Genomic DNA, 20,667 nt, shown 5'->3' with positions numbered 1-20,667 from the left:
TGGAATTGGTCGTTAAAACAAACCCAATGTGAAGAACATCTGGATCATTGAGTCGCTGAACAGTAAAAAAATCAGATTGACGACGGAATTAAAATCACATTGAATTGCATATATATTCAAAACACATTAACAAAGGAGCATGGGATGGAACTCATTGAGCAAGTCGCGGTAGCCAAAAAAGCCAATATCTATTTTGAGGGTAAAGTTGCTAGCCGCAGTGTATTTTTCAGTGATGGTAGTAAACAAACCTTAGGCGTCGTGCTCCCAGGAGAATACGAATTTTCCACCTCCCAAGGCGAAATCATGCACGTCACCAGCGGCAGCTTTGAGGTCTTGCTGCCAAATAGTCCAACTTGGCAAACGTTTAGCGAAGGCAGCCAGTTCGAACTTGCGGCCAATGTGAGCTTTAAAATCCGCAACAATGCAATAGCTGAATATTGCTGTCACTATCTATAGTGTTAAATCGATGGAATGCTTAGAGCGTATTGAGCATTCCTCAGTTTGCATCAATAATTTGTATAAATAACGGCCACTAGACGACTGGTCTAATTTGCTATATGCTCCTTTCCCATGAAAACAGAAACCCAATCTACCCGCCAGCATATTCTCGATATCGGTTACTCACTGATCATTAAACAAGGCTTTTCATGCTTGGGGTTAGCTCAATTACTCAAAGCGGCTCAAGTACCAAAAGGCTCGTTTTACCATTACTTTACATCCAAAGAGCAATTCGGCGAGGCATTATTAACGGGCTATTTTGAGCAATATCAAGTGGAGCTTGATAGTCTGTTTGCCAACACTCAACTCTCAGGCTTTGATCGCCAAATGCAATACTGGCAAAAGTGGTTGCATATCCAGCAAGATGGCTGCGTCGATCAAAAATGCTTAGTGGTTAAATTAAGTGCCGAGGTGGCTGATCTGTCTGAGGCTATGCGCCTTGTTCTGTTAAAGGGGTCTGCAGGCATTATTGAACGCTTAACACACTGTATTCAAGATGGTATTAAAGATAGCTCCATCTGTAATCAGGATGCCCAAGCAACGGCAGAGCTGCTATATCACATGTGGCTCGGCGCAAGTCTGATGAATAAACTCGGCCACAGTCATGCGGCATTTGAACGCGCTCTTGTAACAACTGAATCCATTTTGAAGCATAAAACGGTGTGCTAGCCAGAAAGGTGGCCACAACAACCAATTGATAGAGATTTTACTTGTAAGATCGCTTATCGATCAATTTTACAGCCACAAACTAGACGACTGGTCTACTAAATTCGTTATACAACCATAGGACAACTAGCAGTATGTTCAATTTCACCTATTACAACCCAACTCGCATCCATTTTGGTAAAAATACCATCGTAGAAATCGACACATTAATCCCCAGCAATGCCAGAGTTATGGTGTTATTTGGTGGCAGCAGCGCCAAACGAACAGGCACCTTAGCTGAAGTAAAACAAGCGCTTGGAAATCGTTTTGTGGTCGAATTCGAGGGTATCGAACCCAATCCAACCTACGAAACCCTGATGCAGGCTGTCGAGCAAGTACGTGAATTAAATATCGACTTTTTACTCGCGGTCGGAGGTGGTTCAGTCATCGATGGCACTAAGTTTGTTGCCGCTGCCGCCGTTTTCGAAGGCGAGCCTTGGGATATTCTCACGAGCTGGGGTGCTAAGGTGACTAAAGCCATGCCATTCGGTTCGGTATTAACCCTACCTGCGACGGGTTCAGAGATGAACAACGCCAGCGTGGTGACTCGTAAATCATTGAAAGCTAAGCTGCCGTTCCGTAACGACTTAGTTTATCCGCAATTCTCCATCCTCGATCCCACAAAAACCTTCACACTACCAGAACGTCAAGTGGCGAACGGTGTCGTCGATGCATTTGTACATATCACCGAGCAATACCTTACCTACCCAGTAAACGCCGCAGTTCAGGACAGATTTGCCGAAGGTCTACTGCAAATTTTGATTGAATTAGGCCCACAAGCGCTCACAAAACCTGAAGATTACGATATTCGCGCCAACCTGATGTGGGTCGCAACCATGGCTCTCAATGGCACGATTGCCACGGGCGTTCCGCACGACTGGGCGACTCACATGATTGGCCATGAGCTTACCGCGCTCTATGATATTGACCACGCCCGAACCTTAGCCATTGTATTACCAGCACTATTGCGTTGCACTAAGGTTGCTAAACGTGAAAAGTTACTACAATTTGCAGACAGAGTATGGCATATCACCACAGGCTCGGAAGACGAACGTATTGAGGCTGCGATTGTGAAAATCCAAGCGTTTTTCGAAGCCATGGGCATTGCAACACACTTATCCAGTTATGATTTAGGTAAGGAAGCTGTTGACGCCGTTGTGGCCCAACTCGAGAAACATGGCATGGTTGCCTTAGGTGAACATGGCAATATCGATCCCGCCATGAGCCGCGACATTTTAACTCTCGCCTTATAGTTCAAGCTCACACCTCTGCAATCCCATGCAGCGGTGAGCCTTGAAAGATATCAACGCACCATCATGGTGCGTTGATATTCCCTCAAACGGGGCAAGGGATACTCACGTTTAGGCGTATCCAGCCTTAAAGTGACTTTTACAAAAAAGTTAACGCCATCATTCGAGCACACCTCGTCATCTTGCAAACCCGTTGATCGCCAATAAAACCTCGTTAGCGATGCATAAACACCATGATTTTTGATGAAAAAACAACTACTCTTGAATAATCTCATCTCTCAGGTAAAAGGATTTTCTCATGCGTTTATTAACCCTCATCAGCTTACTGCTGCTTAGCCTATTAGCACAGGCAGCAGTGTACAAATGGGTCGATAAGGACGGTAAAGTCCATTACTCCGATGAGCCGTATCCCAATGCTGAGATTGTTGAATTAAAAGAAAAAACGCAAAATCAAATTACCTTGCCACCAGTAAGCGCTGACTCCACTGATTCGCAAGTCATTGAGCAAATCAAGTATCAAGTCGTCATTACTTCACCTGAAGAAGAGGAAACCGTCAGAGACAATAATGGCGATTTCCAAGTCACAGCAACAGTCACCCCTGAAATCAAGAGCCAATATTTGATGGCCCTTAAACTCGATGGCAAAACCATCGGCCAACCCCAAATCGGCGGCACATTTAAGTTAAGTAACATCGACAGAGGTGAACATACCATTGTTGTCGATGCGATGACTCAAAACGGCAAAGTCTTTGCATCTAGCTCTCCAAGAAAGATATTTCTTCATCAAGCGGCGATGACTCCTGCACCTAAAAAGCAGCCAAGATCCAATTAAATGGTTTAATAATAATTAGTTAAGTTGTCAGCAATAAATTGAGCCGTTTGATGAAGTCGAGTTGCAGCATGCACCAAATCGGTGCAACATAAGGGTGCAACCCTATTTTCAGGAACGGTAGATGGATAAAGAGACTCTGCTCAATCATTTAGTGACCGCGGTACTTGTCATCGATAAGGATCTTAAGCCTTGTTATGCCAACGCCGCTGCAGAGCAACTTTTAGGTGTCGGTAGCCACAGGCTGGTCGAACAAGCATTGCCAGAGCATTATCAAGCGCTCGGTGTCGACACACAGCTCCTTAGCGATGCGGTAAAAGCTGGGCAAAGTCTCACCGTTAACACCGCGACGTTAGTCACCTTAGATGCTCAGCATCACACCGTCGATCTGACGCTTATTCCACTAGAGGATGAAGCGCTGCTGAGTCTACTTGAGCTTAGGCAAGTCGACCAACAACGACGTATCCACCAGCAACTCAGCCAAGACGCACAGCAACAGGCTGCACAATTCTTAGTGCGTAACTTGGCCCATGAGATTAAAAACCCCTTAGGCGGCTTGCGTGGCGCTGCTCAATTGCTCTCGCGGGAACTGGACGATCCCGCGCAAAAGGAATTTACTAATCTCATCATCGAACAAGCTGATCGTCTGCGTAGCTTAGTCGATAGGCTACTTGGCCCGCAGCGTCCCACTCAACATAGCCTGCATAACATTCATCAAGTGGTGCAAAAAGTATATAAACTGGTGGAAATCGCACTGCCAGCCAATATCCAGTTGAAGCGGGATTATGATCCCTCGATCCCCGATATCGAGATGGACCCAGATCAAATGCAGCAAGCGGTGTTGAATATTTTGCAGAATGCGGTGCAAGCCCTCGAACACACAGGTGGCGAAATCCTGATCCGCACCCGAACACAACATCAGGTCACTATCGGTTCGCAGCGCCACAAGCTCGTACTGACCCTGTCCATTATCGACAATGGCCCAGGTATACCACCAGAGCTCATGGACACATTGTTTTATCCCATGGTAACCAGTCGCGAACAGGGCTCGGGGCTTGGCCTGTCGATTGCCCACAACATTGCCAGATTACACTCGGGCAGGATTGATTGCGTCTCCAGCCCAGGACACACTGAATTTATTATCTCGTTACCGATTTTAAGTGCAAAATAATCAAGCAAAACCAACACATACCGTATGAGGAAGCAAAATGCGAATCAGTGAACAAGTGTGGATCCTCGACGATGACAGCTCAATACGTTGGGTGCTCGAAAAAGCGCTCCAAGGCGCAAAACTCAGTACCGCCAGCTTTGCCGCAGCAGAATCACTCTGGCAAGCATTAGAAATTTCCCAGCCACGGGTCATCGTCTCGGATATTCGAATGCCGGGTACTGATGGCTTAACCCTGCTTGAAAGACTGCAAATCCACTATCCGCATATTCCCGTGATCATCATGACGGCGCATTCGGACTTAGACAGTGCAGTGAGTGCCTATCAGGCTGGTGCATTTGAGTATTTACCTAAACCCTTTGATATCGATGAGGCGATTTCTCTCGTTGAGCGCGCGCTGACCCATGCAACAGAGCAAAGCCCTACGCCAGTTGCGCAAGATACTCAAGTTAAAACCCCCGAAATCATCGGTGAAGCTCCCGCCATGCAAGAGGTGTTTCGCGCTATCGGTAGGCTGTCACGCTCTTCAATCAGCGTGCTGATCAATGGCCAATCAGGCACAGGTAAAGAGCTGGTTGCAGGCGCACTGCATAAGCACAGTCCGCGCAAGGATAAACCTTTTATCGCCTTAAATATGGCGGCGATTCCTAAGGATTTAATCGAATCCGAACTATTCGGCCATGAAAAAGGCGCCTTTACTGGCGCGGCTAACGTGCGTCAAGGGCGCTTCGAGCAAGCCAATGGCGGCACCCTATTTTTAGATGAAATCGGCGATATGCCGCTGGACGTGCAAACCCGTTTACTACGGGTTCTCGCCGATGGGCAGTTTTATCGTGTCGGCGGCCACAGTGCTGTACAAGTGGATGTGCGCATCATTGCTGCCACCCATCAAGATCTTGAGCAATTAGTCCTAAAAGGCGGATTTAGGGAAGACTTATTCCACCGCCTCAATGTGATCCGTATCCATTTGCCACCGCTGTCACAACGCCGTGAGGACATACCACAGCTTGCAAGCCACTTTTTAGCCTCTGCCGCCAAAGAGATTGGTGTCGAAGCCAAAATCCTCACCAAAGAGACAGCAGCAAAGCTGTCACAACTGCCATGGCCGGGCAACGTTAGGCAACTCGAGAACACTTGCCGCTGGCTCACCGTCATGGCCTCAGGACAAGAAATCCTGCCCCAAGACTTACCGCCCGAGTTACTTAAGGAACCAACCACTATCAATCCAATGGCCAAAGGCAGCCAAGATTGGCAATCGGCACTCACCGAGTGGATCGACCAAAAACTGTCCGAAGGAAATAGTGATTTATTAACCGAAGTGCAGCCCGCTTTTGAGCGTATTTTGCTTGAAACGGCATTACGTCATACCCAAGGGCATAAACAAGAAGCGGCAAAACGTTTGGGCTGGGGACGAAATACACTGACACGAAAACTAAAAGAACTATCGATGGATTAAGCCGTCAAGTAAATGCAAAAAAGGGATATCACTATCCCTTTTTTATTTTAAAGCTCGCACTAACTAATTAAAACTGATAATGCACACCAATAGCCAGTTGCTTAATATCAGTATCAATATCTTTAATATTTAAATAACTGCGATCGGCATCTAAATCACCGCTAGTGACATCATAACTCAAACGAACATTTAAATGCTCTGTCACTGCAGCGTTAATACCGACACCGTAAGTCCAACCAAAGCCAGTGAAGTCTTCATCAGCACCAAAACCGTCAATATTCATAGCCATAGATGCAACACCTGCTTTTGCATATGCTGAGAACATATCATTGATTTGCAGCGTAAACTTAGGTGTAAAGGTAAGTGCGCCCGCAGCAACATCGACATTCTCATCGCCTAAATCGCCAGTCGCAAATAAATTGGCTTCTAAACCAAACCACTCGTTAAAGTTGTAACCACCATATACGCCGAAACCTGTCCCTGTTTCTGCATCATCAACCACATCAACAGTCACACGGTTTAGTGCACCACCCACATAAAAACCCGTGGTGTCAGTTGCCGCTACAGCTTGGCTTGCCACTAATACAGATAATAAAGAACCCGCAACTAAAGATAGTTTTTTCATTATATTTCCCTAATGAGTTAACTTAAGTAGTAAACGCTGCGGATAATACAACAAACAAAAAATAACCGTGATAGCCTGCCAATGCTAAATACACTTTATACAGCAAGCATTCAGCTTTAAATAAGCTCGCAATTAACAGCTAAAATCTAAGCATTAACTGATGATTCTCAGCAGATTCAGGATGGTGAAATAACACCAACGAATAATTGAGCGACGCTTGCGCTCATCGAGGCATTCGTGAATGACTGCTCGCCCTGAGACGGCACATGCGCCATAAAAACAACGGCCAAATATGCAATTGGTAGCCCCGTTGATCAATGCTAAATGAAATCTTTCTTGGTAAAAAATAGAGGCATTGGTGCAGAATAAGCTCATGTATAACGCCATCGGGACGAGCAGTCGCAGAGTTTTCCGTCATTGCTGGTGGCATAAGCGCCCCGCTCGATTCACTCGCGGCGGGGGGTTGTTCAGCGATTAGCTCAAAGCGTGTCGACAATCGATGATAACGACAAATAATTCGCTTATTGTCAGTAAACGGGTGAGTCTGTTGCTGCATCCATGACATAACCACTCCTTTGGTTGTAAAAATAATCGCTTCGGTGTTACCCACGGTTATTGAGTCGTTGGTTCCACCTGCACAGGATCTTGGTGAATAATCACCTCGGCATCTTCAAAGGCGGCTTTCACCCTAAGCCCTGTCGTATCAGCAATACTGTGGGCTTCGTTTAGGCTCAAATTACCATCAAGCTCTAAATGGAATTGAATAAAAATCGTCTTACCGGCTTGGCGCGTCCGTAAATCATGTAGCCCCAACACCCTTGGATCTTCTTTAGCGATTTGTTTGATCCGCTGGCGAGTGTCTTCATCTAACTCACGATCTAACAACGCTTGAATCGAACGATACCCCAAATCAAAAGCCTGCTGACCAATGTAACAAGCTATGAGCACGGCAAATAAACCATCCGCCCACCACCAGCCATATTGGGACAGCACTAACGCTAAAAGTACCGCCGCATTGAGGAATAAATCCGACTTATAGTGTAGCGAATCGGCCTCAACCACAGTGCTATTGGTCGCCGCCAGCGCCCGCTTTTGCAGCAAGACTAAGGCTAATGTCAGTACAATCGCAACCACAGAAACCACCACACCTATGGTCGCATTTTCAACGGGAGCGGGATTTAATAAACGTTCACCACCATAAAACAACAGCAGAAACGCCGAGCCCATAATAAAGGCCGATTGCGCCAGCGCTGCTAATGGCTCAGCTTTACCATGGCCGTATCTATGGTCATGATCAGCAGGGACAATGGCATAACGAATGGCGATAAAATTGATAATCGAGGCAAGCGTATCGGCAAAGGAATCGGTTAAGGATGCCAACATACTGGCCGAGCCGGAATACAACCAAGCTAACAGTTTGATTGTAATAAGGGTCAAAGCGGTAGCCACGGAAGCGCGACTAGCCAGTTTGACCCAAAAATCGTATTGGGAAGAGTGAGTCATAGGGGTCTATATCGGGAAGCTATGACTCTATTGTATATCAGCTTACAGGCTTAACTGCGAGGTTCTTTACCAGCGTGTGCTTCAAATCGCGCTTTAAACTTAGCTTGTTGCTCAGGCGTCAGCAGATTGTAAATTTGATTCTGCATCTTCATTCTTTCAACGGCTTGCGCTTGGCGTTTTTCCTGCTGAGTACTCAGTAATGCTTTAGCTTGCGCTTCATCGAAGGTGGCCGAGGTGATCAACCCATGCATTTCAGTTCGGTGCGCTAAACGCTCTTCCTTCGAAGGTCTATCATCACTACGTGCAGCACGTTGCTCGGCAAACAGTTTTTTAATGTCCGCCTTTTGTGTATCGGTTAAATCCAATCCTTCAAACATTTTGTGCATGCCGTCATGGCCCATGCGGTCGCCACGTTTATGGAACTCACCACGAGGATGATCGCACTCTTGGCCAGGTTCAGCGTTCACTGTTGTCGCCAATACCGCCGAGCTTGCTAAGATGGCAAACAGGCTAGCTTTTAAAGGAGATAATGTTTTCATCATATTAACCTCAATAATTCAACTTCATGTTGTAAAGACCAGAGATAGTGACGACCCATTTAAAAGCCGAATCACTTTCGACGATTACAGTCTAAAGCGTCATATGTAAGTGAGGGCGTGACCTGAGTAAATCATTGTAAAGTTGCGCCAATAACAATACCCAAACATCCTCAAAATGCTGAAACTCGACTCTTGAGGTAGCTTGGGTATACAGATTCCCTATTCTTTACTTTGGCTTACATTGCTACACAGCAATTGACATCAAAAAGGGTATACTCAGGCAAAGTACTAAAAGTGCCTGCAGTTTAGCGAGTCAATGTCGGTCTGCAGCACCCGTTCATCCAGATTAAGGAACACTATGAGTCGAATACTATTAATCGATGATGATCTCGGTTTATCGGAACTTCTTGGACAATTACTCGAACTCGAAGGGTTCAAACTCACATTAGCCTACGATGGCAAACAAGGTTTAGAACTTGCCTTGGCAGCAGATTACGATTTGATCTTACTCGATGTGATGCTGCCTAAGTTAAACGGCTTTGAAGTGCTTCGCGCCCTGCGGCAACATAAGCAAACCCCAGTGTTGATGCTCACCGCCAGAGGTGATGAGATTGACCGCGTAGTAGGTCTTGAAATCGGCGCCGATGACTATTTACCCAAGCCCTTTAATGACAGAGAGCTAATCGCCCGAATTCGCGCCATCATTCGCCGCTCCCATTTAACCGCCCAAGAAATCCATGCCACTCCCGCACAGGAGTTTGGTGATTTACGTTTAGACCCTTCACGCCAAGAAGCCTATTGTAATGAGCAACTTATTATCCTCACGGGCACCGAATTTACTCTGCTGCACACCTTAGCGCTCCATGCTGGCGAGTTGATGAATAAAGAAGAACTCAATGAAATAGTGCTAGGTAAAAAATTGATGCCATTCGATCGTAGCCTAGACATGCATTTGTCGAATCTACGCAAAAAACTTCCCGAGCGTAGCGATGGCAGACCAAGGGTGAAAACCATTCGTGGTAAAGGTTATATCTGGCTACCATAACGGCGGGAACAACTGTGCCTAATCGCTTATTTATCAAGTTACTGCTCGGATTTTGGCTCTGCAGTTCGCTGATTATCGCCTTAGTCGGTTTGCTGCCGTTGCTGCAGCAAAATCATGACCGCGCCCCAATCCCGCCCCATCTGCAAAAAGTGCTAGCGACCATAGCGCAGCGCATTCAGGAAAATCCAACACTGCTTAAGTCCGATTTCCTGCGCCGTTGGGAAAGGCATCGAGATATGGAAGGCAAACCACTGCGGCTTTATCTGACCAACAGCCAAGGCCAAGTGATTAATACCAACCGAGTCAGCCGTGGTGTGCGCAGTTTTATGCTGATGGCTGATGAAGAAAAGCAGCCAATTAGTCATCAATTTAAAGATGAATTAGTATTTGGTCCTCACCAATTTACCCTTGAGGGTGAAACCTATTATCTCTATGGACGACTACCAGATACCCATCCTCGGCCTTGGTTCTTCTTCTTTATAGAAAACAAACTGCTCACCCTCAGTTTGGCCATACTGATGTCGGGATTACTCTGCGCCCTACTCGCTTGGCATTTGGGTAAGCCACTCAGTTCACTCAAGAAAAGTGCAGATGCCCTCGCCGAAGGTGATCTCAGCAATCGGGTGGATAAGGCAACCACCCAACGTAACGATGAAATCGGCCAACTCGCCACTGCGTTTAACAGCATGGCGGACTCGATTGAGGCCATGGTCAAAAATCAGCAGCGATTAATGGGAGATATTTCCCACGAGCTGAGGACACCGCTGACCCGCCTGCAACTTTCACTCGCGCTGGCCCGTAAAAAAGGCCAACAAACCACAGAAACCGACCGTATCGCCTACGAAGCTGAGCAATTAGAGCAACTGATTGCCGAGCTGCTAGAGCTATCACGGGTCAAACTCAGCACCAATGAAACTAAAGTATGTCTCGGTTTAGCCGAGTCGCTAAGCCAAGTATTGGATGACGCCGAGTTTGAAGCCGATCAGCAAGGCAAAAAGATCACTATCGATATCGATGAAGCCATCGAACTCAGCCATTATCCTAAGTCCCTTTCCCGTGCGATAGAAAACCTGCTGCGCAACGCGATTCGTTACGCCAAGAGCGACATTCATCTGCACGCAAGTCAAACAGGTGGCCAAGTCCAAATTACGATAAAGGATGACGGTCCTGGTATTGATCCTGCGGAGCTTGAGTCAATTTTCAAACCTTTCTATCGCCCAGACTCCGCAAGACAGCGGGAAAGTGGTGGTTGGGGGCTAGGGCTAGCAATTACTGAAGCCGCGATTAGCGCCCATAAAGGTAAGATTAAAGCCGAAAACCGTGAGCCACACGGCCTTGAAGTCAATATCAGTTTACCCACCTAAAATACACGCCCGATAGCTACAGTTATCGGGCTCGCATGGTGCAAACGAGGCGCTGCAGTTAAAGCGGGTTAGCAAACTTAATCTTTAATCCCAAGCTGTTTTAATTTGCGATACAAGGCATTACGGCTAATACCTAAACGCTTAGCACATTGGCTGACATTGCCTTCGCAGGCTCGGTAAGCTTGCAGCACATTCTGATTTATCGCTCCGTGGAGCGAGTCGGCCGAGTGACGATCGCTATCATCCTCATCACGCGGATTTTCAATATGATGCTTCCCGCAAACAACATGGGGATCAGGTGGCATACTGACTAACTTTTTGGCTAAGTGTTCGGGCAAATGCGCCATTACTAACACTTCATCGCCTTCGGCCATCAAACAAACCACCTGCATCAAATTATCTAACTCTCGCAAATTGCCGGGCCAATCGTAACGCATCAGTTGCGCCAAGAGCTCAGTACATAAGGTTTGTGGGCCGCTGCGATGGCGACGGTGCAATTTATGGATAATACGCTCAATATCCTGCCGCTCACGCAGCGCAGGTAATCGCACTTGCAATCCATTTAGCCGATAAAACAAGTCCTGGCGGAACAATCCCTGCGCCACCAGCGATTCTAAATCCATGTGAGTCGCGGCGATGATCTGAATATCGACCTTAACACTTTGATTGCTGCCGACGGGAACGACCTCACGCTCCTGCAACACCCTGAGTAATCGGCTTTGCGCCGCCAGCGGCATCTCGCCAATTTCATCGAGGAACAAAAAGCCACCGTGGGCTTGGCGGATCTTACCGATAAAACCGGTTCGATTAGCACCGGTAAAAGCGCCCGCCTGATAACCAAATAGCTCAGACTCAACCAGCTCGGCGGGCAAGGCGGCGCAATTCACCGCCACTAACGGCTGCGCGCGGCGCGAGCTCTGGGCATGGAGCTTTTTGACAAACTGCTCTTTACCCACCCCAGTTTCACCGAGCACCAGCAAAGGGATTTGTTTAGTGATGACCTTATTCGCTTGCTGCCAAGCCCGCTCAAGTAAAGGATCGCGAAACCTTACCCCCAATTGACTCTGCGGCTTATCTTGAATCGTCTTGGCATTTTTGGTCTGCGTAACACCTAACGCCTGAGTGTGTAAGTGCAAGGCTAAATACTGATTAAAGCCCCCCGCACGCGTCCAGCTATCCCCCAAATGCAGCTCTAGGCTATCGCCCAGCTTAGCTTGACTCAGCAATTGTTTAGCCATGGGATTACAACCCACAATTCGGCCATCACTGTCGGCGATCACTATGCCTTGCCAGCCAGAACTTAATAAACTCGGCTCGGCTGCTAAATCAATCCGATAGTGACTATCGGGCAGATGACACAGCAGCGCCGTTTCGACCTGCTGCGCCAGACTCGACACTAACATTAAGGTCTGCTGTGAATGCCGCTGTTGCTCACTGGTGATATCGAGCACCCCGAGCATGTCGCCTTGGGGCGAAAAAATCGGGCAAGCAGTACAACTCATAAAACGATTTTGGCGGATAAAATGCTGCTCTCCAACCACTGAGACCGCTTGCTTGGCCATGAGCGCGGTGCCTATGGCATTGGTGCCCTTATACTGTTCAAGCCAGTTAACCCCAATATCAAGCGCTACATCCGCTAACTTACTGGAATAACGACTCACGCCCCAATGTTTAAGCACATAACCGTCAGCATCGGAGAGCAATAATCGGCTATTGGATTGCGCCATGAGTTGGTTAAATAAGGGTAAAGCATGGGATTGCACCAGCTCGATGAGCTGCTGATATTGCTCATGTTTATGCTTAAGGTCTGCATGAGAAAGCCTAAGATCATCGGCGGCATGAAACTCCGACAAGCCTGCGCCGATACTGCGTTGCCACGAATCGGCTAGCCATGGTTGTATTGTTGGAAAATGCGGTTTTGCTGTCATAGCCGTGCTCCCCGAGCAGTGTTCCGCTTCGGCACAGTTACAGTGTGCCACTGAATGACAAAATGACTATTGGGCATCTTTCTTTCCTTGAATGCCCTATTGATTTGGATCTGCAAAATTAGCGTTTCATCATACTGTTAGCTCAACAAGTGTACAACTCCTGCCAGTTTGGCACTGTCCTTGCGATGTCTGTTTATACGCAGTACTCAAGTGTTGCGTAAGAGAACACCAACTTAATCAATAGCTTTGCCAGTCAATCCGATTGGCAAAGGATAAAAATAACAACAGTGCTTACCACCATTTCAACAAGACTGCCGCTTAAACGCATCGCTTTTTGCACGCAAGCGGCTACAGAAGGAATAACACTATGATCTATGCTCAACCCGGAACCGCAGGTGCACTCGTTAACTTCAAAGAAAAATACGCCAACTTTATCGGTGGCAAATGGGTCGCCCCAGTCAACGGCGAATACTTCGATAATCGCTCCCCCGTCAATGGGCAAAACTTCTGTAAAATTCCCCGCTCCGACGCACAAGATATTGAACTGGCACTCGATGCTGCCCACGCAGCCAAAGACGCTTGGGGCAAAACCTCGGTCACTGAGCGCTCAAATATACTGCTACGCATCGCCGATCGCGTTGAGCAAAATCTCGAGTACTTAGCGGTTGCCGAAACTTGGGAAAACGGTAAAGCGGTACGTGAAACCCTCAATGCCGACTTACCATTATTTGTGGATCATTTCCGCTATTTCGCTGGCTGTATTCGAGCGCAGGAAGGCTGCGCCGCCGATATTGATGCCAACACTGTCAGCTATCACTTCCCTGAACCTTTAGGTGTGGTCGGGCAAATCATCCCGTGGAACTTCCCGCTATTAATGGCAGCATGGAAAATCGCCCCCGCCTTAGCCGCAGGTAACTGTGTGGTGCTCAAACCCGCCGAGCAAACGCCCGTATCTATCCTTGTGCTGCTCGAGCTGATTGAAGATCTGCTGCCGCCCGGCGTGCTTAACGTCGTCAACGGTTTTGGCGCCGAAGCGGGCCAAGCCCTCGCCACCAGCAAACGTATCGCCAAACTGGCCTTTACCGGTTCCACCGAAGTGGGTTTTCACATCTTAAAATGCGCCGCCGAATCGCTAATCCCCTCTACCGTCGAACTCGGTGGTAAATCGCCAAACCTGTATTTTGCCGATGTGATGGATCATGAAGATGAATACTTAGATAAGGCCGTCGAAGGCATGTTGCTGGCCTTCTTCAACCAAGGTGAAGTCTGTACTTGCCCATCGCGGGTGTTGATCCAAGAGTCGATTTACGATCGCTTTATCGAAAAAGTCCTCGCCCGTGCGCAAACCATCAAGCAAGGTAACCCGCTGGATACCGCCACCCAAGTGGGCGCGCAGGCCTCACAGGAACAATTCGATAAGATCTTAAGCTATCTCGCGATTGGTAAAGATGAAGGCGCGCAGGTGCTCTTAGGTGGCTCGCTCTGCCAGCTCGAAGGCGATCAAAGCAAAGGCTATTACATCAGCCCAACGATTATGAAAGGCCATAATAAGATGCGGATTTTCCAAGAGGAAATCTTTGGCCCAGTTATTTCGGTCACCACCTTCAAGGATGAAGCCGAAGCTTTGGCAATTGCCAACGATACCGAATACGGCCTTGGTGCGGGTGTATGGACGCGGGATATGAACCGTGCCCAACGTATGGGCAGAGGCATTCAGGCTGGCCGCGTATGGATTAACTGCTACCACGCCTATCCTGCCCACGCGGCCTTTGGCGGTTATAAAAAGTCGGGTATCGGCCGTGAAACCCACAAGATGATGCTCAATCACTATCAAAACACCAAAAACCTGTTAGTCAGCTACGATATCAATCCGCTCGGTTTCTTCTAAGGATAGGATAAACACGAATATCATCCTCTCTTTATGGATGATAAGGTTCGCACCCCCCAAAGGGCGCACCGATGCGCCCTTTATTTTTGATGTATATCATGTGATTGACTGGCATCAGCAAAACGCTGCGCCAATGCTCCCATCGAGGCTTTAGTATGCGGATCATCTTGAGGAGCCACGACATCAGCCAGTAACAATTTGGGTGACAAGCTAAACCAATACGAGCGAGGCTCAATCACTAAATCCACTACCAACTGGTTGTAAAAGTGCAGTCTTAAGCGGTTTTCAGCCATAGGCCAGTGAGCGTAAAGCAACAATGAGGCATATTCCCTCGCTAAGGATGCTGTGGTCACCAAACCAAGTTCATCATCAAGCAAGCTAAATTCTAGGGATTCTTCAAAGGGGCAATCGTATGAGGTCAGCAGTAGATAACCTTGAGCACCATTGGGTAATTGGCAACGATACTGGGCTTCTATCTGTACCCCCGCAATCGATACACCAGTATCCTGTTGATTAACATACAAAGGCTGAGTTAACGCCTCAGCATCAGAAACCACCAGAGTAAACTCGGCTATCGCCTGCATCCTTAATCATTCCTCGTTTCGCGAGCATGTGCTTGCCAGAACGAACAAAATCTAATCTCGAAACGTCAACACGCCCTAATGTCGCTTCCAATAAATTCCGATCAATATCAGGTATCCCACAAAAAAAGCCAGCAAATCGAGTGGGTCAAAATGGCTACCAATCACAATTCGCGCCAAGCGATTTCCGCCGAGCCCAAGCTTATCGACCAAGCCCCAATACTGACCAAACTCAATGGTAAAGGCAAACAGCAACACGGCTAAGGCCAACCAAGGTGTATGACATAACCGATTGATTAAATGACCTTTTGAATTCATCACGGGCACGACCGATCGCGCCATGCAAAACAACAGGAGCACCACCAATACGTCACCGACAAAGCCGCGAATAAACCCAGAAGGCGCATAGCGTGCAATCAATACTTCGATAACAAACAGCAACACGGCATAAATTAAAAAAGATTTTCGATCGGGCTGACGGCTAAAAACGTTAACAGGCATAACACGCTACTCCCTATCACTTTGAAGATGAAGCGGCAAAATCTATCTTAATGCCAATAGCTTAACAAGCATCCTTTGATGGATTTTTATCCTGCCCCCAAGGTTTATCAACGAGAGAACCGCGCAATTTGCTCCGGCAAAATTTAAGCGCCGTTTAAGTTTGGCTTTAGTAGCCTGCAACTACACCACCTTAGGAGCAACAGATCATGTCTTCAAATATGCAGCAAACTATCAATGTCTGGGATCCCTTGATCCGAATCTTTCACTGGTCATTGGTGGGCTTTTTTACCTTAGCCTACCTTACCGAAGGGGAAGACAAGTGGATGAACATCCACAGTTACGCCGGCTATAGCATTTTAACGCTACTGGTATTCCGGTTGTTATGGGGCGTTATTGGCACTCACCATGCGCGTTTTAATCACTTTATCACCCGTCCAAGTATCGCTTGGACATACCTTAAGCAACTCTTTTCTGGTAACGCCAAAGATTACATCGGCCACAATCCCGCGGGCGCACTGATGATAGTCGCCTTGATCACGTCCATCGCGGTCGCGGGCTTTTCCGGCATGGCGCTCTATGCCACCGATGGCCAAGGTCCACTGGCCACAAGCTTTTTTGCCACTTGGCCCGAAGGAGCACTGAAAGAGGTTCATGAGTTTTTTGCCAACTTCAGCCTGTTCCTAATAGCTACCCATATCGGCGGCGTGATTGTCAGCAGCCTGTTGCACAAAGAAAACCTTATCAGAGCCATGGTAACAGGTAAAAAGCAGCGTCCGATCATTCAGCAAGATGAACATCAATAACCGTCGCAACCCGACCGTTCAAAGGAGTCAGAAATGAACAACCACGTGAATAAACACAACATCGGACTGGCACTCACTGCACTACTGCTCTGTAGTTTTAATGCCAGTGCCGCCAATACCAAAGTCGCCAGCTTGCCACTCAGTGCCGAGCGAATTGGCTTACAACTGCAACAATATCAAGCACAAGGTGCAGGTCCCTTTAGCGCCGATGCAGGACTGGCGCTGTGGCTACAGCAGAGTGAAGATCGCAGCTGCACCAGCTGCCATACCGCCAAAGCGACCGCGCAAGGGATACATCAAAACACCCGAAAGCCCATTGAGGCCATGGCGCCGTCGCTCACCAGTAACCGTTTAACCGACGCAGCCAAGATAGAGAAATGGTTTAGCCGCAACTGTAACTGGACCTTTAAACGCGAGTGTACAGCGCAGGAAAAAGGCGATGTTCTCCTTTGGCTCAGCCTGCAATAAAAGTCCATCACTTTGTATCGAAAGTCATTTTAGTAAAAATTAAGGAAATACCATGACGAAACCAACCCATCCCCTAAGCTGGATTGCCGGTTCCACACTTACTGCCCTAGCCCTTGCGATAGGCGTCGTAGGGCTCAGCTTAACCTTTACCAGCACAGGTTATGCCGACGATGGTCGCGAGCTGAATCAAGCCATCCCACAAAATGCAGAATACTCGGCAGAATGCGGTAGTTGCCACATGGCGTATCCTGCAAATTTACTGCCCGCCGACAAGTGGCAGGCGATCACGGGCAATCTAAACAACCACTTTGGCGATAATGCCAGTCTCACACCTGAGGCAACGGCGAGAATTGAGCAATATCTCACTCAACATGCGGCACAAAATGGTAAGGTGATGAAAAATAGCAAACCATTGATTGCCGGAATGGGGCCGCAAAAAATTACCGAGCAGGCATTTTTTATTAGTAAGCACGATCAGATCCCAAGGCACATGGTGCAAGATAACCCTAAAGTAGGCTCATTCAGCCAATGCAGCAATTGCCACAACCTCGCAGAGAAGGGCATATTCGATGAAGATACCGTTAATATTCCTGGCCTTGGTCGTTGGGATGATTAACAGCCCAAGCTGTCTCGCCCATGATGAAGACCTCTCTAGCAAAGTGGTCGAATGGGTCAAGGAGGGCAAAGTATTGCCCTTCGACACCATAATGCAACGTTATGAATCACGGCTAAAGGGACGGTTGCTCGATCTTGAAGTCGAACAAAAACATGATCGTATCATCTACGAACTCGAAATCCTCCGTGATGACGGCATAGTTTATGAAATTAAGATCGATGCTAAAACCGGCGAATGGTTAAAGGAAAAGGTCGACTAATGCGCTTACTGCTGATTGAAGATGATATCGACTTAGTGGCTCGCCTTATTCCCGCACTTAACAAAGCGGGCTATACGGTTGAACATGCCGATAACGGTATCGATGGCGCCTTTCTTGGCGAAGAAGAAGCATTTGAGGCGGTGATCCTAGACTTAGGATTGCCCGGTAAGCCGGGCTTAAGCGTGCTGAGTCACTGGCGTCAAAAAGGCTTGGCTATGCCCATCCTTATCCTTACCGCCCGCGATGCGTGGCACGAACGCGTTGATGGCCTCAAGGCCGGCGCCGATGATTATCTTGGTAAGCCTTTTCATGTCGAAGAGTTACTCGCCAGATTAGAAGCGCTGATCCGCCGCCACTTTGGCCGTGCCGATAACCTATTACAACACGCCGGCGTCTCCCTCGATGTTGATAAACAAACCGCCACCAATGCCGAAGGGGAAGTTATCGAACTCACTAAAATTGAATACCGCTTGCTGCATTACTTAATGGCCAATCCCAGCAAAATAGTCTCTAAGTCCGAACTCAGTGAACGTATTTACGAAGAAGATCAAATCAAAGACAGCAATGTGATTGAAGTGTACGTTAACCGACTTCGCCAACGCTTAGGCAAGGATTATATCGAGACTCGCCGCGGCCAAGGCTATCGACTCAAGGATGCATAAGCGTGTATTCACTTAAGGCTTATCTTACGCGTAACCTGCTTATCACCCTCACCTGCGCCATGGCGTTATTGTTGTATTTGCTGTTTCAAGGCATTCAAATCTTAACCCAAGACTTTGTAGCCTCGCGTTTGCAGCACGATGCCGATAGTCTGATTTCCGCCCTCGAGTTGCAAGTAGATGGCACTTGGTCACTCAATGCCGATCGCCTACCTAATGTGTATCACAGGGTAAACTCGGGTCACTACTTTGCGATTCAAATCGGCGAACAACAACTACGCTCCCGCTCATTGTTTGATCATGCCGTTACCCTGCCAAGCCTGAAGGTCGGGGAACAGCAGCAAGCCACCCAAAATGTTGGCCAAGAACATTGGCTGATGTTCAGCCAGACAATCGTCAAAAATGGGCAATCTATTTGCCTTTGGGTGACAGAAGACATTAGCTCACTTGAGCAAACCCAGTTACGCTTTTTAGGTTTTGCGACCTTAGTGGTGCTGCTAACGATTTTGATCTTACTTTTTGCCCAACACCAACTCCTCAAACGGGGTTTTAAACCACTCGAAAAGATACCTGAAGCTATCAGACAAATGCGACTCCAAGGAAGAGAGATTGATACTCTGCTGACGCCCTGCGAGATAACCCCTTTGATTGCTGAAATCGATCGCCTAGTAAACCAGCTCGGCCAAAGAGTTCAACGCTCACGCAATGCCCTTGGTAATCTTGCCCACGAAATGAAACGCCCTCTGCAAGGGCTGCAATCCTACCTCGATAGCCAAGCACCAGAACAAAGACACGAAGGTCGTAAAGTGCTGGCCGAACTGCACCATATTATCGAACGAGAGCTTAAGCGAACCAAAATCGTCGGGCTTTCAACGCCGGGGCGTTTCACTGTGCTTAATGATGATCTACCGCCGCTGATCCAAGTCATGCAACGCATTTATCCCCAAAGGCGGATTAGCTGCCACTACGATCAAGATCTCGTCATGCCCTTTGATAGAGATGACTTACTTGAACTCCTCGGCAATTTGCTGGATAACGCCTGTAAGCATGGTCACGAACACATCGAACTCTGCATTATGCAACAACCAATACCAACCGCCGGTTATGAGATCATAGTAAGTGATGACGGCGAAGGCGTCTCTGATGCCGCAATGTCCATCATAGTTGAGCGCGGTATTAGGCTAGACGAAAGCATTCAAGGGCATGGCTTAGGGCTTTCAATCTGCAAAGACATTGTCGACAGCTATCAGGGGGAGCTTCACTTTAACCATGCCAAACAAGGTGGACTCGAAGCCAAGGTGTTTCTGCCACTCCCAAATTGAATGGTATACTCGCCAAATCATGCTGATGTATCTAACCGCATCTCACTCGCCGTGACATGTGAAGATCTTCAAGCAAACATCGCGATAAGCAACATCAATTTCATACGACAACATTTAGAGAACTCCATGAATGTAATCGATCTCATTGCCGCACCACAGCATATCCCCCAACTTGCACAGTGGCATTATCAGCAATGGGCCCACCTTAGCCCAGAATTATCCGAAAGCACGCTCATTGAACAAATGAATGCCTACCTCACTGGCGACGGCATTCCTAAAATGTTTATCACTGAATCACAAGGGAGCATCACAGGGTCATCATCATTAGTTGCAGCGGATATGGACACGCGCACCGACCTAAGTCCGTGGCTCGCAAATGTCTATGTTCATGCAAGCCAGCGAAACAAAGGGCTGGGAAAACTGTTAGTTAACGCCGTTATTGCCCATGCACAAACCTTAGGATTGAAAAAAATCTACCTCTTTACCCCCGACAAAGCAGATTTCTATCGCGCGCAGGGGTGGATGATCGTCTCAGAAGAAGACTACAAGGGCGAGATGGTGACAATCATGGCGTACCAATTAGTCAAATAGTGAAGCAACATCGGCCCTGAACCATTCCATCAAGCGATCATCCTTGCAAAGACACTTGATAATGGGCCT

General features: G+C 47.8%; 23 protein-coding genes. 16 read left to right on the top strand and 7 right to left on the bottom strand.

Going from position 1 to position 20,667, the window contains the following annotated elements; translation table 11 throughout:
- Window positions 1–144: 144 nt before the first annotated feature.
- The 6 genes from ppnP (at window position 145) to glnG (ending at window position 5,906) form a co-directional block, all read left to right on the top strand.
- Complete coding sequence (gene ppnP, locus H9J30_RS12405) at window positions 145–456, top strand: pyrimidine/purine nucleoside phosphorylase (protein WP_240131285.1); 312 nt, start codon at window positions 145–147, stop codon at window positions 454–456.
- Between the two features lie 114 nt (window positions 457–570).
- Window positions 571–1,167 carry a TetR/AcrR family transcriptional regulator gene (locus H9J30_RS12400; RefSeq protein ID WP_240131284.1) on the top strand — a complete coding sequence of 199 codons (597 nt, stop codon included), beginning with the start codon at window positions 571–573 and terminating at the stop codon, window positions 1,165–1,167.
- Between the two features lie 131 nt (window positions 1,168–1,298).
- Window positions 1,299–2,456, top strand: coding sequence for an iron-containing alcohol dehydrogenase (locus H9J30_RS12395; protein WP_240131283.1), 1,158 nt, complete (start codon window positions 1,299–1,301; stop codon window positions 2,454–2,456).
- Between the two features lie 295 nt (window positions 2,457–2,751).
- On the top strand, window positions 2,752–3,285 hold the full coding sequence (locus H9J30_RS12390) for a DUF4124 domain-containing protein (protein WP_240131282.1): 534 nt from the start codon (window positions 2,752–2,754) through the stop codon (window positions 3,283–3,285).
- 121 nt (window positions 3,286–3,406) lie between these two features.
- Window positions 3,407–4,453, top strand: coding sequence for a nitrogen regulation protein NR(II) (glnL, locus tag H9J30_RS12385; protein WP_240131281.1), 1,047 nt, complete (start codon window positions 3,407–3,409; stop codon window positions 4,451–4,453).
- Window positions 4,454–4,490: 37 nt separating this feature from the next.
- Entirely contained in the window at window positions 4,491–5,906 is a 1,416-nt protein-coding gene (gene glnG / locus H9J30_RS12380) for a nitrogen regulation protein NR(I) (RefSeq protein ID WP_240131280.1), read from the top strand.
- Between the two features lie 67 nt (window positions 5,907–5,973).
- Here the strand turns inward: glnG and H9J30_RS12375 are convergent, their stop codons facing one another.
- The 4 genes from H9J30_RS12375 to H9J30_RS12360 all read right to left on the bottom strand — a co-directional run bounded on the left by H9J30_RS12375 (window position 5,974) and on the right by H9J30_RS12360 (window position 8,573).
- Window positions 5,974–6,531 (bottom strand): porin family protein, encoded by a 558-nt coding sequence (locus tag H9J30_RS12375; protein WP_240131279.1) that lies wholly within the window; start codon window positions 6,529–6,531, stop codon window positions 5,974–5,976.
- Between the two features lie 223 nt (window positions 6,532–6,754).
- Window positions 6,755–7,096, bottom strand: a complete 342-nt coding sequence (locus tag H9J30_RS12370; RefSeq protein ID WP_240131278.1) for a hypothetical protein — start codon at window positions 7,094–7,096, stop codon at window positions 6,755–6,757.
- 47 nt (window positions 7,097–7,143) lie between these two features.
- Window positions 7,144–8,034 (bottom strand): cation efflux pump FieF, encoded by an 891-nt coding sequence (fieF, locus tag H9J30_RS12365; protein ID WP_240131277.1) that lies wholly within the window; start codon window positions 8,032–8,034, stop codon window positions 7,144–7,146.
- A gap of 50 nt (window positions 8,035–8,084) precedes the next feature.
- Entirely contained in the window at window positions 8,085–8,573 is a 489-nt protein-coding gene (locus H9J30_RS12360) for a Spy/CpxP family protein refolding chaperone (RefSeq protein ID WP_240131392.1), read from the bottom strand.
- 358 nt (window positions 8,574–8,931) lie between these two features.
- On the opposite strand from H9J30_RS12360, the gene H9J30_RS12355 reads away from it, so the two are divergent.
- A complete protein-coding gene (locus tag H9J30_RS12355) occupies window positions 8,932–9,618 on the top strand; it encodes a response regulator (protein ID WP_069454037.1) in 687 nt (228 codons plus the stop codon).
- A 14-nt stretch (window positions 9,619–9,632) separates the two neighbouring features.
- Window positions 9,633–10,982: an ATP-binding protein gene (locus tag H9J30_RS12350; RefSeq protein ID WP_240131276.1), complete on the top strand. Its 1,350-nt coding sequence runs from the start codon at window positions 9,633–9,635 to the stop codon at window positions 10,980–10,982.
- Window positions 10,983–11,059: 77 nt separating this feature from the next.
- Here H9J30_RS12350 and H9J30_RS12345 read toward each other — a convergent pair whose 3' ends face one another.
- Window positions 11,060–12,910 (bottom strand): sigma-54-dependent Fis family transcriptional regulator, encoded by a 1,851-nt coding sequence (locus tag H9J30_RS12345; protein WP_240131275.1) that lies wholly within the window; start codon window positions 12,908–12,910, stop codon window positions 11,060–11,062.
- Between the two features lie 367 nt (window positions 12,911–13,277).
- On the opposite strand from H9J30_RS12345, the gene exaC reads away from it, so the two are divergent.
- A complete protein-coding gene (gene exaC / locus H9J30_RS12340) occupies window positions 13,278–14,798 on the top strand; it encodes an acetaldehyde dehydrogenase ExaC (RefSeq protein WP_240131274.1) in 1,521 nt (506 codons plus the stop codon).
- 80 nt (window positions 14,799–14,878) lie between these two features.
- Here exaC and H9J30_RS12335 read toward each other — a convergent pair whose 3' ends face one another.
- The gene (locus H9J30_RS12335) at window positions 14,879–15,382 is read right to left on the bottom strand and encodes a hypothetical protein (protein WP_240131273.1); all 504 of its coding nucleotides are present in this window, start codon (window positions 15,380–15,382) and stop codon (window positions 14,879–14,881) included.
- Between the two features lie 75 nt (window positions 15,383–15,457).
- On the bottom strand, window positions 15,458–15,880 hold the full coding sequence (locus H9J30_RS12330; protein ID WP_240131272.1) for a ribosomal maturation YjgA family protein: 423 nt from the start codon (window positions 15,878–15,880) through the stop codon (window positions 15,458–15,460).
- A 206-nt stretch (window positions 15,881–16,086) separates the two neighbouring features.
- Here H9J30_RS12330 and H9J30_RS12325 point away from each other — a divergent pair, with 206 nt between their 5' ends.
- The 7 genes from H9J30_RS12325 (at window position 16,087) to H9J30_RS12295 (ending at window position 20,598) form a co-directional block, all read left to right on the top strand.
- A complete protein-coding gene (locus H9J30_RS12325; protein WP_240131271.1) occupies window positions 16,087–16,683 on the top strand; it encodes a cytochrome b/b6 domain-containing protein in 597 nt (198 codons plus the stop codon).
- A gap of 33 nt (window positions 16,684–16,716) precedes the next feature.
- Entirely contained in the window at window positions 16,717–17,151 is a 435-nt protein-coding gene (locus H9J30_RS12320; RefSeq protein WP_240131270.1) for a DUF1924 domain-containing protein, read from the top strand.
- A gap of 52 nt (window positions 17,152–17,203) precedes the next feature.
- Window positions 17,204–17,767 carry a diheme cytochrome c gene (locus tag H9J30_RS12315; RefSeq protein WP_240131269.1) on the top strand — a complete coding sequence of 188 codons (564 nt, stop codon included), beginning with the start codon at window positions 17,204–17,206 and terminating at the stop codon, window positions 17,765–17,767.
- A complete protein-coding gene (locus H9J30_RS12310; RefSeq protein ID WP_011074114.1) occupies window positions 17,760–18,026 on the top strand; it encodes a PepSY domain-containing protein in 267 nt (88 codons plus the stop codon). The genes H9J30_RS12315 and H9J30_RS12310 overlap by 8 nt, the downstream gene beginning before the upstream one ends.
- Window positions 18,026–18,688 (top strand): winged helix-turn-helix domain-containing protein, encoded by a 663-nt coding sequence (locus H9J30_RS12305; RefSeq protein WP_240131268.1) that lies wholly within the window; start codon window positions 18,026–18,028, stop codon window positions 18,686–18,688. The genes H9J30_RS12310 and H9J30_RS12305 overlap by 1 nt, the downstream gene beginning before the upstream one ends.
- Before the next feature lie 2 nt (window positions 18,689–18,690).
- Entirely contained in the window at window positions 18,691–20,007 is a 1,317-nt protein-coding gene (locus tag H9J30_RS12300; RefSeq protein ID WP_240131267.1) for an ATP-binding protein, read from the top strand.
- A gap of 126 nt (window positions 20,008–20,133) precedes the next feature.
- Complete coding sequence (locus H9J30_RS12295; protein ID WP_240131266.1) at window positions 20,134–20,598, top strand: GNAT family N-acetyltransferase; 465 nt, start codon at window positions 20,134–20,136, stop codon at window positions 20,596–20,598.
- Window positions 20,599–20,667: the final 69 nt, after the last annotated feature.

It is taken from the genome of Shewanella cutis, from assembly GCF_022410515.1.
In the GTDB taxonomy this organism is placed as follows: Bacteria; Pseudomonadota; Gammaproteobacteria; order Enterobacterales; family Shewanellaceae; genus Shewanella; species Shewanella cutis.
This window is presented reverse-complemented; position numbering and strand designations above follow the sequence as displayed.